At 60.1% G+C, this 13,055-nt stretch carries 12 protein-coding genes; 2 read left to right on the top strand and 10 right to left on the bottom strand.

Features of this window, described 5'->3' with window-relative positions; translation table 11 throughout:
• Positions 1-13: 13 nt before the first annotated feature.
• The 3 genes from AC13QE_RS12130 to AC13QE_RS12120 form a co-directional block, all read right to left on the bottom strand.
• A complete protein-coding gene (locus AC13QE_RS12130) occupies positions 14-937 on the bottom strand; it encodes an ABC transporter permease (RefSeq protein ID WP_112335736.1) in 924 nt (307 codons plus the stop codon).
• 7 nt (positions 938-944) lie between these two features.
• A complete protein-coding gene (locus AC13QE_RS12125; protein ID WP_488483858.1) occupies positions 945-1,724 on the bottom strand; it encodes an ABC transporter ATP-binding protein in 780 nt (259 codons plus the stop codon).
• A gap of 88 nt (positions 1,725-1,812) precedes the next feature.
• Complete coding sequence (locus AC13QE_RS12120; RefSeq protein ID WP_112335734.1) at positions 1,813-2,799, bottom strand: ABC transporter substrate-binding protein; 987 nt, start codon at positions 2,797-2,799, stop codon at positions 1,813-1,815.
• Between the two features lie 181 nt (positions 2,800-2,980).
• On the opposite strand from AC13QE_RS12120, the gene AC13QE_RS12115 reads away from it, so the two are divergent.
• Together AC13QE_RS12115 and AC13QE_RS12110 are read left to right on the top strand one after the other, a co-directional pair.
• Positions 2,981-3,697, top strand: coding sequence for a GntR family transcriptional regulator (locus AC13QE_RS12115; protein ID WP_132719479.1), 717 nt, complete (start codon positions 2,981-2,983; stop codon positions 3,695-3,697).
• 433 nt (positions 3,698-4,130) lie between these two features.
• A complete protein-coding gene (locus AC13QE_RS12110) occupies positions 4,131-6,206 on the top strand; it encodes an acyltransferase family protein (protein WP_488483857.1) in 2,076 nt (691 codons plus the stop codon).
• Here AC13QE_RS12110 and AC13QE_RS12105 read toward each other — a convergent pair.
• The 7 genes from AC13QE_RS12105 to AC13QE_RS12075 form a co-directional block, all read right to left on the bottom strand.
• The gene (locus AC13QE_RS12105) at positions 6,200-6,439 is read right to left on the bottom strand and encodes a hypothetical protein (protein ID WP_488483856.1); all 240 of its coding nucleotides are present in this window, start codon (positions 6,437-6,439) and stop codon (positions 6,200-6,202) included. The two genes, AC13QE_RS12110 and AC13QE_RS12105, sit on opposite strands and share 7 nt — an antisense overlap.
• A 74-nt stretch (positions 6,440-6,513) precedes the next feature.
• Positions 6,514-7,113 carry a cation efflux transmembrane domain-containing protein gene (locus tag AC13QE_RS12100; RefSeq protein ID WP_165915271.1) on the bottom strand — a complete coding sequence of 200 codons (600 nt, stop codon included), beginning with the start codon at positions 7,111-7,113 and terminating at the stop codon, positions 6,514-6,516.
• Positions 7,113-7,688 carry a Chromate resistance protein ChrB gene (locus AC13QE_RS12095; RefSeq protein ID WP_488483855.1) on the bottom strand — a complete coding sequence of 192 codons (576 nt, stop codon included), beginning with the start codon at positions 7,686-7,688 and terminating at the stop codon, positions 7,113-7,115. The genes AC13QE_RS12100 and AC13QE_RS12095 overlap by 1 nt, the downstream gene beginning before the upstream one ends.
• 131 nt (positions 7,689-7,819) lie before the next feature.
• Positions 7,820-9,607 (bottom strand): ABC transporter ATP-binding protein, encoded by a 1,788-nt coding sequence (locus AC13QE_RS12090; RefSeq protein ID WP_488483854.1) that lies wholly within the window; start codon positions 9,605-9,607, stop codon positions 7,820-7,822.
• Positions 9,601-10,638, bottom strand: coding sequence for a glycosyltransferase family 2 protein (locus AC13QE_RS12085; protein ID WP_488483853.1), 1,038 nt, complete (start codon positions 10,636-10,638; stop codon positions 9,601-9,603). The genes AC13QE_RS12090 and AC13QE_RS12085 overlap by 7 nt, the downstream gene beginning before the upstream one ends.
• A gap of 1 nt (position 10,639) precedes the next feature.
• A complete protein-coding gene (locus AC13QE_RS12080; protein WP_488483852.1) occupies positions 10,640-11,743 on the bottom strand; it encodes a glycosyltransferase family 2 protein in 1,104 nt (367 codons plus the stop codon).
• A 15-nt stretch (positions 11,744-11,758) separates the two neighbouring features.
• The gene (locus tag AC13QE_RS12075; RefSeq protein WP_488483851.1) at positions 11,759-12,952 is read right to left on the bottom strand and encodes an acyltransferase family protein; all 1,194 of its coding nucleotides are present in this window, start codon (positions 12,950-12,952) and stop codon (positions 11,759-11,761) included.
• Between the last annotated feature and the right edge of the window lie 103 nt (positions 12,953-13,055).

Raw genomic sequence — 13,055 nt, 5'->3', positions numbered from 1 at the left:
TTGCCTCGTAAACTTATTCGCGAATGGTTTCTCGGGTGGCGGCTCCGCCGCGGCTGCGGCGGATGCTCGGCAGCGCCAGCATGATCAGCACGAACAGGCCGGTTGCAAGCTTCAGGTTCGGCGGTGGCATGCCGGCGGCAAGGCACAGCGACACCAGCTGATAGTAGATGATGGAGCCGACGAACGGCGCCAGTAGCTGACGCAACACGGTCTGTTTGCCGGTAAAGGCTTCGCCGATCATGAGCGCGGCAAGACCGTTGATCAGGATGCCGATACCCATGTTGACGTCGGCAAAGCCTTGCGACTGGACCATGAGTGCACCGCTCGCCGCGGAAAAGGCGCTGGCGATGCCAACGCCGCCGATGGTGGCGGCCCAGACATTGATACCCTGCGCCTCGGCCATGTCGGGATTGGAGCCGACGGCACGCATGGCCGTGCCCTTTTCCGTCTTGAAATAGAGATTGAGGGCGATCAACACGATGACGGCCAACAGGCCGGCGATGACGATCTTGCTCGCGGGAAAGCCCGGCGTCGTGAAGGGTACCCAGTCGAATACGGTCGGCGAGCCGAAGACGGAGAGGTTCGATTTGCCCATGATGCCGAGATTGACGCTGTAGAGCATGGTCGACATCAGGATGCCGGCGAGCAGTGTATGGATGCGGAAGCGCAGGTGAATGAAGGCCGTGCAGCAGCCGGCGGCAAGGCCCACGACGAAGGCGACGGCGATCGCCAGCGGCGGCGCGACCCCGGCGGCAAGCAGGATGCCGCAGACACAGCCGCCGAGCGGAAACGCGCCTTCGCTGGTCAGGTCCGGAAAGCTCAGCATCCGGAACGGGATCATGATGCCAAGGACGACGAAGCTCAGAATGAAGCTCTGGGCCAGTGTGACCGGGATGAGCGAGACGAAGCTCGAAACGGTTGTCTGAATGAAGTCCATCATGATCTCAGCTCACCAGCAGCATTCGGTCGGTCTTGACGGCGAAGTGACCGATCAGCTCGGGCACGGTGATGCGCCGCTTGCCGTCCCCGGTAATTTCGAGATGGACGCGGCCGGCATCGAGCATGATGATACTGTCGCCGAAATCGACGGCGTGCTGCATGTTGTGCGTCACCATCAATGTCGTCAGCTTGAGCGCCTCGACCGTGCGCACCGTTGCCTGCATGACGATATCGGCGGTGCGCGGATCGAGCGCGGCTGTGTGTTCATCGAGCAGCAGCACGTCTGGCGAGCCGCCGACCGCCATGATGAGCGACAGTGACTGGCGCTGTCCGCCCGAAAGAAGTTCCACCTTGGTGTCCAGCCGATTTTCCAGGCCGAGCCCGAGAACGGCGAGGCGCTCCTTGTAGTTGGCCAGGCGGGCGGCGTTCAGGCCTGGACGAAATCCTCTGCTCTTGCCGCGCAGTTCCGCCAGAAGCATGTTTTCACCAACCGTCATGCTGGCGGCGGTGCCCTTCATAGGGTCCTGGAACACGCGGGCCAGACGCGCGGCGCGCTTGTGGACCGGCATGTTCGTCACGTCGTTGCCGTTGATCAGGATCTGACCGGAATCGAGGCTGAGAGCGCCCGAAATCGCGTTCAGCATGCTGCTCTTGCCGGCGCCGTTCGAGCCGATCACGACGCCGAATTCGCCTGTTTTAAGGGAGAGCGTCAGGCCATTGAGCGCGACCTTCTCGTCGGGCTGGCCTTTGTAGAAAACCTTGCGCGCGGATTTGATATCCAGCATCCGTGCCTCCCCTGCAGTATAGGGTTATGAAATGGCGGCATCCCTGACGCCGCCATGGATAGAATTATGCAGTAGAAGATGCCGCCTATTACTTCGTGAAGCAATTGCAATCGGCAAGCGAAGCCGGAACCTCGGCACCGAATGCCTTCAACACGGTCTTGTTGATCAGCGGCGCGTGGTCCTTATAGGCAGGAACGGAGGGCTTGATCGTCTTCGGATCGGCACCCTTCAAAATCTGCGCGGCGATCTTGCCGGCGTTTTCGCCAACCTGCTCGTAGTTGACGGCAAAGCTTGCCGGAACGACGCCGTTGCGAACAGCCGCGTCGTCGGAGTTGACGATCGGGATCTGTGCCTGGCGGGCGGCGGCGGCAACGGCGGGGATTGCGGGCTGCAAGAGGTTGGAAGCGGGCGTGTAGATGACATCCGCCTTGCCCGCGAGCGATGCGATGCGCTGCTGGATGTCATTGACATTGTCGACGCCGACGGGAACCACTTCGAAGCCGGCTGCCGGAGCGGCGGCCTTAACCTTGTCGAGCAACGCCACGTCGTTGGCCTCGCCCGGATTGTAGGGAATACCGATACGCTTGGCATTCGGAAGCAGCTTCTTGGTAAAGGTCAGGATCGCGGAGATGTCCTGCAGATCGCTCGAGCCGGTGATACCGACGTCGCCTGCATCCCAGGACGGGACGAGCTTGGCGGCGACGGGATCGGTGACGGCGGTAAAGACGATCGGAATGCCTGAGCCGGCGAGCGCCTTCTTGGCGATCTGCGAAACCGGCGTGGTGACCGTGTATATCAGCTTCGGATGTTCGGACTGCAGCTTGGCGATCATCTGCGGAACGAGCGAGGCGTCGAAGCTCGTATTGCTCTCGGAATAGACGACATCCTTACCTTCGACGAAGCCGTTGTCGGCGAGCGCTTTCTTGAAGCCGGCGATCGAAGCATTGAGCTGCGGATGTTCGCCGAAATTGGCGATTGCGATCTTGATCGGTTCGGCCGATGCCGTTGCGACACTAGCGACGAACGCGCCGGCAACGACGAGGCCGGAGAGCCATTTAGATGTAGATCTCAGCATATTTCCTCCCGGATAGACAAGGAGCCGTGTTCCATCGGCTCTCTTGACGCGGATCATAGCGACTGCCGCAAGACTGTCAATTTGCGATATATGATATTCACGATAGAGAGGTTTTATATATAATTTCGGCGGCAAATGATTTTATATATAATCCGAGCCTGAGGGAACTGGGACGAGGATCATGCAAGACACGGATGCCCTGAGCAAGACGGAGGCGGCTTACTGGCTGCTGCGGCGCGACATCCTCAATACCCGGCTAAGGCCGGGTGCATCGCTGAGATTGAGCATGCTTCGGGACACCTACGGCGTGGGCTGGACGCCGCTGCGCGAGGCGCTGTCGCGGCTGGAAGCTGAAAAGCTGGTTACCGCTGTCAGCAATCGCGGCTTTGCGGTCGCCCCAGTATCACGTGCCGAACTGGAGGATCTGACGCGGGCACGTATGATCGTGGAACTGCCGCTTTTCATGGAATCGATCGAGAAGGGCGGGCCGGATTGGGAATCAGCTGTTGTGACGGCGCATTACCGCCTGTCACGTTGCAAGATCGTGCTCGGCTCTACCTCCGACGAAGTGGCGGACGAATGGGACGAGAAGCATAATGCCTTTCATGCCGCACTTGTCAGTGCCGCGACATCGAACTGGCTTCAGCGCTTCCGGTCCACCATCGCGGATCAGCTTCGCCGCCACCATCGTTTTCTCGGTCTGGCACCGACGCAGCGCGCGGCCGCCGGCCTCTCCATCGGCTACGAAGAAGCTGCCGCCGCCCTGCAGGACGCCATGGCGATCGAGCATCACACGGCCCTGATGGACGCCGCCCTCGACCGCGATATAGAACGTGCACGCGCTCTGATGACCGAGCATATCGGCTATACGCTGCAGGTTTATATCCGCTCGGAATAGCTGTGGGATCATCCGTTAGTGTTCGCCAATCCTGCGATGAAGTGATGGAGGCGATTATCTTGTCAGGATTCGTCTGGAAGATCCGGAGCGATGATTGTCTGCTGCCTTGAGTTCGTTTGCGAACTCAAGAGCGGCGGCAGTTGATCAAGAGCCTCCGGCCGCGGAGGTCCTCGCCATTTGAGGCAGCCAAGCGCCCTTACGCGGCATCACGGCGTCTCGACGCGTTTGGAGCACGGCCTATTTGGGAGAGGCAGCCGACGAGGCTCTGTGATAAGGATGTGAACGCCTTTTTGGAAGTGACCCTGAACCTTTTCGCGAGGGAAGGCAGGGACCTAAGCCGCGGCGTTCAGCCCGTCGTCAGTTCATCGGCCTATTAGCCGCAAATATCGGACGTCCCGGCGGCATGGGCTATGATTGAGCTGGAGTTGAGAATTTGAATCTTGCAATTGCGCGCCCCGCGCACTCGGTCCCGATGGGCGCTCCGGCGCAAGGTGCGGGACTTGCCTATCGCCGGGATATCGATGGTTTGCGTGCCGTGGCGATTATTCCCGTCGTCCTTTACCACGCCGGTATTCCGGGTTTTAGCGGCGGCTTCGTCGGTGTCGACGTATTTTTCGTCATCTCCGGCTTCCTGATGGCCTCGCTGATTTCGGGCGAAATCGCTCGCGGTGAATTCAGTCTCATCCGCTTTTACGAGCGGCGCGTCCGCCGGATTTTTCCGGCATTGTTTGCAGTTCTAATCGCTGCATTCGCTGCGTCCTGGTTCCTGCTGATGCCGGCCGAGTTCGCTTATTTCGCGCGCAGTCTGAAGGCCGCGGCCCTGTTCACCTCGAATATCCAGTTCGAGAAGGAGAGCGGCTATTTCGACATTGGCGCCCAGATGAAGCCGCTGCTGCACACCTGGTCGCTCGCTGTCGAAGAGCAGTTCTACATTCTGTTTCCGCTTCTGTTATTGATCATCGACCGATTTGCGCGCCGGCACGCGATCTTCCTGCTGGCGTGCCTTTTGGCCGTCTCGTTCGCAGCAAGCACATGGATGCTGTTTCGATCGCAGGCAGACGCGTTCTATCTGCTGCAGTTTCGCGCCTGGGAGCTCCTGCTCGGCGCGTTGTTCGCCTTCAGGACCTTCCCCGTGCCGCGGCAGCCGATCATGCGGACAGGGCTGGCGTTCGGCGGGCTTCTTTTGATCGCTGCGGCGATCTTCGGTTTCAGCGATCAAACTTTGTTCCCCGGTCCGGCAGCCTTGCTGCCTTGCCTGGGTGCCGGGCTGATCATTCATGCCCGCGATGAGATTGGCCCGGCCAGCCGAATTCTTCGATCGAAGGCAATGGTGGGTGTGGGGCTAATCTCCTACTCCCTTTATCTGTGGCACTGGCCGATCATCGTCTTCAGCCGCGAGCTATCTGGAAAAGAGCTATCTCTGCCTCAGGGCGCCTTGATCGTCTTGGTCTCATTTGTCTTCGCCGTCCTCTCATGGCGCTTCGTCGAACAGCCGTTTCGCGGTCATTCCGCCCGTGTGACGCGTTGGCCATTATTTGCCGGCGCTGCGGCGCTCATAATCGCAGCAGTCGGCTTAGGCGACTATATCGCCCACCAGTCTGGACTCCCGGGTCGCCTGCCCGCCGATGTGCAAAAGGTCTATGCCGCCACGTACGATGAAAGCCGGTTCGGCGTGCCACCCTGCTTCGCCGAATCCGCCGAGACAGGACCGTCGGTGACAGACATCCGCGCTGGCAAGCTCTGTCCGCTCGGCGGCGAAAGTTCGGGCAAGCCATCTTTTGTCGTATGGGGAGATTCCCATTCCGGTGCGATGGCGCCGGCCATCGATGCTGCGGCGAGGCAGGCTGGTATGCAGGGGCTCTTTGCCGGCCATTCGTCCTGCCCGCCCCTGCCGGGCGTTAAACTGACGCCGCGCGGCGATACCGAACGCTGTGGCGCCTTCAATGGCGCCGTGCGGGATCTCGTCACATCGCAGCATATTCCGCTGGTCTTCCTCGTGGCCTATTGGCCGAAATACGTTCATGACGCCGAAATGCCGAATGAGGGACCGTATTTCGATGCGTCGGTGCCCCCGCCGCTGGAGGACCGATCCACCTCGATTGTCCAGACGCTTGATACTCTGCTGGCGGATTTGACCAAAGAGGGTACCAAGGTCGTGCTTGTTTCGGATGTTCCCGAGATGGGCCACTACATGCCGGAGGCGATCGCCAAGGCAATGATGCGAGGCACGTCGACGGATGTCGCTCCGCCATTTGATTATATCGAAAAGCGGCAGGCGCTCTCGCATCAAATCCTAAGCCGTCTGGCTGAAAAATATGGAGCCGCCATTATCGATCCGCTCCCGTCCATCTGCAACAATGGCCGCTGTGATGCGGTCCGAAATGGACTATCGCTGTACAAGGACGCAGACCATCTCACAGCAACCTTCGCGACGACGCTCAGCCCGCTGTACCTCCCGGTGCTTTCCGACGTCCGCAACTCACTGGCTGCCAGCAAGGCAACTCATTGATCGTTATCGTCATCCACTGTGGTCCAAACCGTGCGGATCAGCAGGACGATAAAATAGAACGAAACGAAGAGGATGAATGCCGCAATCCCATAATGGACATTCTCCATCAGCTTGGGATGATGCTTTTCCACCACCTCGCCAAGGTTATAGGCAACGATCACCAGAATGGTGAGCCCCGCCGATAGCAGAAAGGGCCAGCTCTTTTTGAAGAGTGTTGCAAGGCTGCGTAGCATCGGAACGTCCCTGGATGATATGCGCCGGATTTTTGAAGCATCTGTCTTCATGGGTTCATCGATCCTGCGCTGTCTCACGGCTGGGCCGTTCGGTGCTCGTCGCGGGCGGCAGTCCACACCTCGCGGGCGGCATCCGCGTTCATCGCAGCGATCGCAAGCCCGACGAGCAGATCGGGCCAAGCGGAACGCCAGAGGAAGGCTGTCACCAGGCCAGCGGCAATGATGGCGATGTTCGCAAGAGCATCATTGCGCGCTGACAGGAACGCCGCGCGCGTCAGGCTGCCGCTATGGTGACGATAGCGGGTGAGCATCAGCGCGCAGGAAAGATTGACGACGAGCGCGCCGAGGCCCGTCAATGTCAGCGGCAGTGGATCGGGTGCGACGGGGGTCATAAACTTCTGCCAGGCAGTCCAAATGGTGGCGAGACCAGGCACCAGCAATATGCCGGCAAGCGCCATGCCGACGCGCGCACGATTGCGAGCACTCCAGCCGAGCGCGACGGCAATCAGTAGATTGATGGAAGCGTCCTCTAAGAAGTCGACGCTATCAGCAAACAGCGAGACCGAGCCGATCGACAGCGCCACCGCAAACTCGACCCCAAAATAGCCGAGGTTCAGGAGAGCCACCTGCCTTACAACCCGCTTCAGACCTTCGCCCATCAACACCGTCATCATCACTCCTTGTCGTCCGCTGGCTTGGAGGTGTTGCTCCGGGTTTCCTCATGGGCCTCGAACACCTGCTTTGCGAAGCTGTCGAGTAGAGTCTCGCAGGCTTTTAGCCGCTCTTGCGCTGCGGCTGCGAGAGGGGCGCCGTAGAAGTCGAGCTTGGTGATTTTCTCGAGCCAATCCTGCAGCTTCTTCAGGTCGGCGTCGTTTTCCTCAAGCTCGGCATAGGAAAACTTGCTGGCCGCCGTTTCCTTGGCGATCTCCTTTTCGAAGTCACTGCAGCGTTCCAGAAACTCGTGATAGTGCTCATCACGATCCGCTTTGAAGCGGGCGGTCACTTTCTCCTGCTGGCTGGCATCGGCCGCGGCAGTTTCCAGGATGACGGCCTCGCCGCCCATCTCCACGATATCGTTTTCGAGCATCTTAAAGCGACGGAGATGTTCGTCCGCCTTCGGCAGCAGGCAGACGCCGTTCTGGATATAGACGGCGCCCATGCCTTTGATCTTGCGCCAAAGGGCCACTCGCTTTGTCGCGGGATCCGATGGAACCTTGTAGGTCAGCAACAGCCATGATGAGTCACTCATGGTTTTTGCCGTAATGTAACGACCGTTGCATGTCAATCGCTACAACTATAGACGCGTGCGTGAATGCCGATGCTGAACGACCCGCTTCGCCGTCAGCCCAGCCGCGCCAATGGCCATTGCCTCACCAGGCGTCACGATTTGCCGAGCACTTCGTCCTCATAAAGCTGGTCCATGCTGAGGGACGCAACTTCGGAAAATGCCGTCTGGTTGCGGACACGGCCGCCGCTGAGGATGACAACGTCGTCGCAGAAGGAGATCGTGCTGCGATGATGGCTGATTACGATCGTCGTGCGGCGACCGGCTCGCAATTTCAGCGTCTCGACAATGGCAGCTTCCGACAAGCCATCCATGGCGTTGGTGGCTTCGTCCAGAATGAGAATATCGGGATCGCGAACAAGTGCCCTAGCGAGAGCTATTCGCTGGCGCTGTCCGGCCGAAAGGCTCGCGCCCCTGTAGCCGACGAGTGTTGCGTATCCGTCAGGCAGTTTTTCGATGAATTCATGCGCTTCGGCAAGTCTGGCGGCCTCTTCCGCCTCGGCGCGCGAGGTATGCTGCCCATAGGCGATGTTTTCAAAAATGGTGCCGTCAACCAGTTCCAGGTCCTGGCTGGCAAGCGCGAGCCGGTTTCGCCATTGCGTGGGATCGATGCGGCTGAGCGGCAATCCATCGATCAGAATCTCGCCTTCGTCAGGTTCGACAAAACGGCAAAGGAGGTTCACGATCGTCGTCTTTCCCGCTCCCGATCGGCCGATCAGGGCAGTGGAGCGACCATGGCCAATTTCGAAACTGGTGGATCGCAGCACCACCGGACGCGCGGCGGAGCCAGGATATCGAAAGCTCACCTTGTCGAATTTTATCTCGCGGTTCAGTCGGGGAGCTGGCAGATCTCCCGCCGGCGGGGGCGGCTTGCCGGAGGCATCCAGCAGCCAGCGGACTTCCTCCAGCGAACCGCTCCAGCCTTGCACCTGGCTCCATGCCTGCTGCAGAGCGCGCACATGCGGCTGCAGCCTGTAGAGCAACACGACGAAGGCGACGATGATGGGAAAACTGACGTCAAACGACCAGGCGCTGACGACGACCGCGAGGAAAAGTGCGGAATGCAGCACCTCCGTCAGCGGCGGCAGCGCGCCTTGGCGAGTCTGCAGAATAAAGCCCGCCTTTCTCACCGCATTCGATGCGCCGTCGAACACGGCCTTTTCGCGCTCCTCCTGGCCGAAAATCCGGATCAGCCGTCCGGCATGAACGAGATGCAGCATTCTGCCGGCAAGTTCATTGTTGGAAGACGTGACCGTGCGGCTCGGCATCTTCAGGCCGGCGGAGAGGCCGGCATGCGCGGCCTGGACGAGGATGAGGCCGAGCGCGACGCAAAGCGTCATCTGCCAGGACAACAGCAGCAGAAAGGCAAGAAGAATAACGGTCGCCGACGCATTGACCATCGCCCCAAGAACCGTCTGTATGGCATCCGATGCCCGCCAGGATTCGTTGGAAATGATGTTGAGCAGCCGGCCTGGGCTTTCCTGCAGGAAGAAAGGATATCCGATCTTCAGGAGCCGATCGGCCAGCGCGCTGCGGATCGCGTGGCCGGCCTTGCCGTGTATGAAGTTGGTCAGCGCCGTATTGGCGAAGGCGAGGATGTTCTTGAGCGTGATCAGCACCAGGATGCAGGCGGCAATCACCATCATCCGCTGTCGCTCGTCCAGACCCGATCCGACTTGCTGGAAGAGAGCGGAAAGCCCGCTCAGCCCCGTCGAAGCCTTTTCGCCTCCGATGATGCCGAGCATCGGAATGATGAGGCCGATGCCGGTGCCTTCGAGTACGGCACTGATCAGGCCGAGAATGAGGACAACAGGCATGAGCCGGATCTGCCGGCCGAGCGCCTGCCGCAGGAGCTGCAAACCCGGCAGGAGGAGTTTCAGCATGGCGGATCTCTCCTCAATGAGCGGGTCGTCTGCTTGATCCGGTTCAGTTCCGGCCGAGGGCGGCTCGTTATGGCACATCGCGCGAATTCGAGTGCGCCCAGCACATTCATGAATATGATTGGCCAATGAGACAAGGAGACTTCCGGATCGAAGCGCGGCCCGCCCCACAATTCCTTCCAGGCCGAGCGGAAAGTCCAGCAGAAATGACGCAGCAGCCACGGCGCGCCAGACAGGTGCTTCAGACAGAGCGCGCCATTTCCAAGACTGTAGCTGCGATGAAGCCGTTCGATCGCCTCACGTTGGTTGCGGCCGTGATAATGCAGCACGTTCATGTCGGGAACATATTCGATCGGAATGCCAAGCTGAAAGGCGCGGACGAGGTAGTCGGTATCCTCGGCCGATTGCAGAACGCTGCCAGCACCGAAGCGCTCGTCGAAGCGGCCGATACGCCGGGCGACTTCGCGGTGCATCGTCATGTTGCAGCCGAGGATGAAGCCGCCCGGATGGACAGCCGGCGTAAAGCGGGCCGGCTCCGGCGATCGCTTGATCGTAAACGGCAGATCGAGCGCATTGCCGAGTTCAACACGGCCACCTCGGATGACCAGGCGTTCTCCGCCTGCGTAATGCCGCTCAAGATCCCGCAGATAGTGCAAGTCCACTTCGCAATCGTCATCGATGAAGATCAGGATGCGTCCGCGAGACCGCTCCATCCCTGCATTGCGGGCGGCGGCAAGGCCGCGGCGGCGCTCCGTCACCGGTATGATCGCCATGCTGGAGAAGGAGGCGATGCGGGCGAGCCGCTCGGCGGTATCGTCGGTCGAGCCGTTGTCGACCACCACCAGCTCGCTTGCCATCGAGGCATGCGCGCGACTGGCTGCCTCGATCGATCGGATGCAGGCCTCAAGCGCCTGGGCGCGATTGCGGGTGCAGACGATGAAGCTCGCCGTCGGCGCTCGGCCGATGGACGGGCGAGGGGGCCTTGCGGCGAGCTGCGCCTGCTCTTGCGGGATGTCAGAATCCGCGCCAGCCATATCAAGCAAGCCCTTGTTGCGGCAGCACGCTTCCTGCTGGCACCGATTGCCGATATCTTGCCAGGGCGTCGAGGCGCAGGCTCGCATCGCTCCAAAGGCGGCTGCACCAGGGCGCATAGGTGGCGACGCGAAGCCCATACCGTTCGCGACGCCGTATCGTGTGCCATTTACCTGTCTGTGTCAGGAACTGATGCGTCAATGCGGGCTGCTTCTCGTCCGCGATCAGCTGATAGAGGAAATAGAAGAAGCACATCAGCCCTTCCTCATAGCTTGCGGAAGCCCGCAGGCCACGTGCGGCGATCCTTTCTTCGATGGAGAGGAGGCAGTCGGCGGCACGAGCAACCGTGTCCTGCGTCACCGCCATACCGATATCGTGCAGGGCATGGGGATCATCGATCAACGATACCCGTTGGAGATTTTCCGCCGCGATCTTCAGATGCGTGAAGCGCATTGGCCGCTTATGTTTGTTGGTGACGCTCTCGTCGTGAACGCGATAGGCAACGAGGCTTTCGTCGATCATCGCGGCGGGGAATTCTCGGGTGATCCGCCGGAACAGATCGAAATCCTCCGCATGCACATAGCTTGCATTGTAGGTCAACATGTCAGCCGGAATGACCCTGCGGTTATACATCACGGTCGAATGCATGAAGACGGTGTAAAACATCGATAAAACATGCCAGTCGGCCGACTGATGGATCGGATTGGGCGTGCCGCGTACAACGCGATTGCCGATGAGCCGGTCGATGCCGGCGCCGCTGATCGCAAGCTCGGGCCGCTCACGAAACAGGGTAATCTGGCGTGAAAAGCGTGTGGGATAGGCGATGTCGTCGGCATCCATCCGGGCGATGAAATCGCCTTTCGCCATGGTCATGCCCTCATTGAGCGTCGCAATGAGGCCGCGGTTTTCACGCGAGACGATGCGTAGGCGATCGTCCGCTGCCTGATACCGTCGCAGGATATTCAGCGACCGGTCGGTGGAGCCATCGTCGATGGCAATGACGTCGAGGTGTTTGTGATCCTGTCGCAGGATGCTCTCGATCGCCGCGGCGAGATAAGGTTCGCCGTTATAGACGGGCAGCAGGACGGAAACCAGTGGGACGGTCATTCTTCAGCTCCCGCGCTATTGCAGATCAGAGGCTTGAACGGCTTCGCCGGGATCATGAGTATCGCGGCGAGAGAGCGTTGTTTCGTATATTTTCGCACCACGCCGCGGTTCCCATGGCTCGCCAGCTGCAGCCACCGGCAAGTTGTTGCGGGCGACATAGGGAAAGTGACGCTTGAAGCCGTTCAGCGGCTTTTCAAAAAGGCGCCATGAGATGGCAGCCACCGCCAGCGTCACGGCACTTCCGATGATCAGACGGCCGAAACCCTGTTGTGAGACGTTGACGGGAATCCAGGCTTGAGCCTTGACGATCAGAGAAAGGATGATCGGATGGAAGAGGTAGATGCCGTAGCTGATCCGTCCGGTTGCTGCCATCGGCGCGGATTCGAGCAGCTGGCCAAAACTGGATCGAAAGCCCAAGGAAGCGGTCCCAACCAACATGACGAGCGGCACGAGCGGAAAGACCTCCGAACCGATCCAGATGAACCAGTCGAGTACTGGAGCTATCGGATCAGGTCTCAGCCATAGTGCCACGCTGGCAGCGGCCATCAACGGCATCCAGCTCAGCCGCATCCATTGCGGCCAGGCCTGTGTCCTTTCGCGATAGACGGCGAGCAGAGCGCCGCATGCGAGCGCATCCATAGAGGCCGAGGGGAGCAGGTCGCGCACCAGCGAGGGCGTTCCCGTCAGCGGCCAGCAGAGGCGATAGACGAGCGAGCAGGCAATGACGGCAAGGCAGATGCCCCCGATCATCCGGCGCGGCGCCAGCAGGATTGCCAGCGGCCAGACGATATAGAACTGTTCCTCGATGCTGAGGCTCCAGGTATGGCACAGAACCCAAGGCGTCCATTCGCCGCGCAGGGCGTACCAGTAGTTTGCCAGGTAGAGCGCATGCCATTTCAGACTGCCGGTGCCGCGAACGCCTTCGAGATTGACGAGCCACACCAGCGCCAGAACTGCGAAATAGGGTGGAAATATGCGCAGCGCCCGGCGGATATAGAATGCCTTCAGGGCGGTGGTCGGCTGGTAGCGGGCATCGGCCCGTGCTTCCAACAACAGGCGCGTGATCAGGAAGCCGCTCAGTACGAAGAAGAGACGAACGCCGAGATGACCCCAGATGGAACCGTCGGCCGCGAAAAAATGTGCGTAGAGCACCATTGCAACGGCAATGGTTCTTAGGCCATCCAGTTGGCGATCGCGCATATTCGACATAGACACCCCCGGCTTTTCAGCCTTTTTCGAACCCTCTCGTTACAGCGCCAGCACCCCGATATTCCGCTGCTGCTTTTCTTTATGGCCTTCTCGCACCATCAAC

This window comes from Martinezella sp. CNPSo 3957, assembly GCF_057784395.1.
This window is presented reverse-complemented; position numbering and strand designations above follow the sequence as displayed.

Excerpts from the sequence above, each read along its gene's own strand:
- AC13QE_RS12080 (WP_488483852.1), bottom strand. The coding sequence starts at position 11,743 with ATGACCGTCCCACTGGTTTCCGTCCTGCTGCCCGTCTATAACGGCGAA.
- AC13QE_RS12120 (WP_112335734.1), bottom strand. The coding sequence starts at position 2,799 with ATGCTGAGATCTACATCTAAATGGCTCTCCGGCCTCGTCGTTGCCGGC.
- AC13QE_RS12115 (WP_132719479.1), top strand. The coding sequence starts at position 2,981 with ATGCAAGACACGGATGCCCTGAGCAAGACGGAGGCGGCTTACTGGCTG.
- AC13QE_RS12090 (WP_488483854.1), bottom strand. The coding sequence starts at position 9,607 with ATGCTGAAACTCCTCCTGCCGGGTTTGCAGCTCCTGCGGCAGGCGCTC.
- AC13QE_RS12100 (WP_165915271.1), bottom strand. The coding sequence starts at position 7,113 with ATGATGACGGTGTTGATGGGCGAAGGTCTGAAGCGGGTTGTAAGGCAG.
- AC13QE_RS12095 (WP_488483855.1), bottom strand. The coding sequence starts at position 7,688 with ATGAGTGACTCATCATGGCTGTTGCTGACCTACAAGGTTCCATCGGAT.
- AC13QE_RS12085 (WP_488483853.1), bottom strand. The coding sequence starts at position 10,638 with ATGGCTGGCGCGGATTCTGACATCCCGCAAGAGCAGGCGCAGCTCGCC.
- AC13QE_RS12130 (WP_112335736.1), bottom strand. The coding sequence starts at position 937 with ATGGACTTCATTCAGACAACCGTTTCGAGCTTCGTCTCGCTCATCCCG.
- AC13QE_RS12075 (WP_488483851.1), bottom strand. The coding sequence starts at position 12,952 with ATGTCGAATATGCGCGATCGCCAACTGGATGGCCTAAGAACCATTGCC.
- AC13QE_RS12125 (WP_488483858.1), bottom strand. The coding sequence starts at position 1,724 with ATGCTGGATATCAAATCCGCGCGCAAGGTTTTCTACAAAGGCCAGCCC.
- AC13QE_RS12105 (WP_488483856.1), bottom strand. The coding sequence starts at position 6,439 with ATGCTACGCAGCCTTGCAACACTCTTCAAAAAGAGCTGGCCCTTTCTG.